The following is a 3,233-nucleotide window of genomic DNA, read 5'->3' on the forward strand; positions in this document are numbered from 1 at the left end:
ATAGTCAGGACTTCCATGAGATAGCTTCAAATCCTGAAAATTTACAATTTATTTTCCCAACTCAGGCAAGTCTGGAAGAAAGTCAATATGCACTGGCCAATTACTTTATGAAGTCCCCTTTGGGAGTGTGGGCAATTTGTGACCAGAAAAATCAACAAATGATTGGTTCTGTTAAATTTGAGAAGTTAGATGAAATCAAAAACGAAGCTGAGCTTGGCTATTTTTTGAGAAAAGATGCTTGGTCGCAAGGATTTATGACAGAGGTTGTTAGAAAAATTTGTCACCTTTCTTTTGAGGAATTTGGTTTAAAACAATTATCCATCATTACTCATCTTGAAAATGAAGCTAGCCAAAAAGTTGCTCTTAAGTCTGGATTCCGTTTAATTCGGCAATTTAAAGGAAGTGATCGCTATACAAGGAAAATGCGAGATTATCTTGAGTTTCGCTTTGTAAAGGGAGAAATTAATGAGTAAACACCAAGAAATTCTAAGCTATTTGGAAGAATTACCCGTTGGTAAAAGAGTCAGTGTTCGAAGCATTTCCAACCATCTAGGAGTCAGTGATGGAACGGCCTATCGGGCTATCAAGGAAGCTGAAAACCGTGGAATTGTAGAGACTCGCCCAAGAAGTGGTACTATACGTGTTAAATCTCAGAAAGTTGCTATAGAGAGATTAACTTTTGCTGAAATTGCAGAAGTGATTTCTTCTGAGGTTCTGGCTGGTCAAGAAGGTTTAGAGAGAGAATTTAGTAAGTTCTCGATCGGTGCCATGACTGAGCAAAATATTTTGTCTTACCTTCATGATGGGGGACTTTTGATTGTCGGAGATCGGACTCGTATTCAATTGTTAGCATTGGAAAATGAAAATGCAGTCCTGGTTACAGGTGGATTTCAGGTTCATGATGATGTGATTAAATTGGCCAATCAAAAAGGAATTCCTGTCCTGAGAAGCAAGCACGACACTTTCACCGTTGCGACCATGATCAATAAAGCCTTGTCAAATGTACAAATCAAAACAGATATTTTGACAGTTGAGAAACTGTACCGTCCGAGTCATGAATATGGTTTTCTGAGAGAGACCGACACTGTTAAAGATTATTTGGACTTGGTACGTAAGAATCGTAGCAGTCGTTTCCCTGTTATTAATCAACATCAGGTTGTTGTTGGAGTTGTAACCATGAGGGACGCTGGTGATAAATCGCCAAGTACCACAATTGATAAGGTCATGTCCCGTGGTCTATTTTTAGTTGGATTATCGACAAACATTGCCAATGTGAGTCAACGGATGATTGCCGAAGACTTTGAAATGGTACCAGTTATTCGAAATAATCAAACCTTGCTTGGCGTTGTAACTAGACGAGATGTCATGGAGAAGATGAGTCGTTCCCAAGTTTCTGCTCTACCTACTTTTTCTGAGCAGATTGGACAAAAACTTTCTTATCATCATGATGAAGTAGTCATTACAGTGGAACCCTTTATGCTTGAGAAGAACGGTGTTTTGGCTAATGGTGTATTGGCAGAAATTTTGACCCACATGACCCAAGATTTAGTTGTTAATAGTGGTCGAAATCTCATTATTGAGCAGATGCTGATTTACTTTTTACAGGCTGTTCAGATAGATGATATACTGCGCATTCAAGCACGCATTATCCACCATACTAGACGGTCAGCTATTATTGACTACGATATTTATCATGGTCACCAGATTGTTTCAAAAGCAAATGTGACTGTTAAAATTAATTAGAAACTAGGAGAAAAAATGATAACATTAAAATCAGCTCGTGAAATCGAAGCTATGGATAAGGCTGGGGATTTTCTAGCAAGTATTCATATCGGCTTACGTGATTTGATTAAGCCTGGCGTAGATATGTGGGAAGTTGAAGAGTATGTCCGCCGTCGTTGTAAGGAAGAAAATTTCCTTCCGCTTCAGATTGGAGTTGACGGTGCTATGATGGACTATCCTTATGCTACCTGCTGCTCTCTTAACGATGAAGTAGCTCACGCTTTTCCTCGTCACTATATCTTGAAAGATGGTGATTTGCTCAAGGTTGATATGGTTTTGGGAGGTCCTATTGCTAAATCTGACCTGAATGTCTCAAAACTAAACTTCAACAATGTGGAGCAAATGAAAAAATACACTCAGAGCTACTCTGGTGGTCTAGCAGACTCTTGTTGGGCTTATGCTGTTGGTACACCGTCCGAAGAAGTAAAAAACTTGATGGATGTAACCAAAGAAGCCATGTACAAGGGAATCGAGCAAGCTGTTGTTGGAAATCGTATCGGTGATATTGGTGCAGCTATTCAAGAATACGCTGAAAGTCGTGGTTACGGTGTTGTACGTGATTTGGTTGGTCATGGTGTTGGTCCAACCATGCACGAAGAACCAATGGTTCCTAACTATGGTATTGCTGGTCGTGGGCTTCGTCTCCGTGAAGGAATGGTATTGACTATTGAACCAATGATCAATACAGGTGACTGGGAAATTGATACAGATATGAAGACCGGTTGGGCGCATAAGACCATTGACGGTGGTTTATCTTGTCAATATGAACACCAATTCGTGATTACTAAAGATGGACCAGTTATCTTGACTAGTCAAGGTGAAGAAGGAACTTATTAAAAGAAAGTGAAAGATCTACTGGAAGTTTATTTCTAAAGAATCCAGTAGATCTTTTCATATTAAATAAAGGCATTGTATTGATGTTTTTAGAATTTTTGAAGACAAGAAAATAGGCTCCATAATATCTGTAGCGGGACTTTCCTACAGATATTATAGAGCGTTTTTTCTTATGCTTAGAATGGCAATTTCCCAGCGAAAGCACCCAGTTTTTTCTTGGTAGTTTCATCGATTTGTTCAAGAGCAGAATTAATGGCTTGAACGGTCATATCAGAAAGAGTTTCAAGATCTTCTGGGTCAACGACAGCTGGATTGAAGTCAATGCTGACAACTTTCTTATCTCCAGTTAAGGTCGCTTGGACAAGGTCTTGAGCAGATTTGCCAACAAATTGCATAGCTGCAAGTTCAGCTTGACTTTGTTCCATTTGTTTTTGAAGTTTTTGTGCTTGGCGCATCATGTTTTGCATATTCATCATAGCGGTTTACAGTTTCCTTTTTCTATTATTTTCTTTTTATTTTACCAATTTTAGGGGCAAAAGTCTAACAATAGTTTAAAACATCGTAGAGATAAGTGTAAACAATTATATTCTTAAATTTACAAAAATGGATGCCATAAT

General features: G+C 38.6%; 4 protein-coding genes. 3 read left to right on the forward strand and 1 reads right to left on the reverse strand.

Features of this window, described 5'->3' with window-relative positions; genetic code table 11:
- The 3 genes from QZ565_RS08910 to QZ565_RS08920 all read left to right on the forward strand — a co-directional run.
- The coding region (locus tag QZ565_RS08910) for a GNAT family N-acetyltransferase (protein ID WP_295528428.1) at positions 1-473 on the forward strand (473 nt) is incomplete at its 5' end.
- On the forward strand, positions 466-1,743 hold the full coding sequence (spxR, locus tag QZ565_RS08915; RefSeq protein ID WP_295528433.1) for a CBS-HotDog domain-containing transcription factor SpxR: 1,278 nt from the start codon (positions 466-468) through the stop codon (positions 1,741-1,743). The genes QZ565_RS08910 and spxR, both read left to right, overlap by 8 nt.
- Positions 1,744-1,758: 15 nt before the next feature.
- Positions 1,759-2,619, forward strand: coding sequence for a methionyl aminopeptidase (locus QZ565_RS08920; RefSeq protein ID WP_000631543.1), 861 nt, complete (start codon positions 1,759-1,761; stop codon positions 2,617-2,619).
- A 173-nt stretch (positions 2,620-2,792) separates the two neighbouring features.
- Here QZ565_RS08920 and QZ565_RS08925 read toward each other — a convergent pair whose 3' ends face one another.
- Positions 2,793-3,092, reverse strand: coding sequence for a YbaB/EbfC family nucleoid-associated protein (locus QZ565_RS08925; RefSeq protein WP_000981526.1), 300 nt, complete (start codon positions 3,090-3,092; stop codon positions 2,793-2,795).
- Positions 3,093-3,233 lie beyond the last annotated feature (141 nt).

The sequence above is a fragment of the uncultured Streptococcus sp. genome, assembly GCF_915066115.1.
In the GTDB taxonomy this organism is placed as follows: domain Bacteria; phylum Bacillota; class Bacilli; order Lactobacillales; family Streptococcaceae; genus Streptococcus.

Coding starts and splice junctions, on each gene's coding strand:
- spxR (WP_295528433.1), top strand. CDS start 466: ATGAGTAAACACCAAGAAATTCTAAGCTATTTGGAAGAATTACCCGTT.
- QZ565_RS08920 (WP_000631543.1), top strand. CDS start 1,759: ATGATAACATTAAAATCAGCTCGTGAAATCGAAGCTATGGATAAGGCT.
- QZ565_RS08925 (WP_000981526.1), bottom strand. CDS start 3,092: ATGATGAATATGCAAAACATGATGCGCCAAGCACAAAAACTTCAAAAA.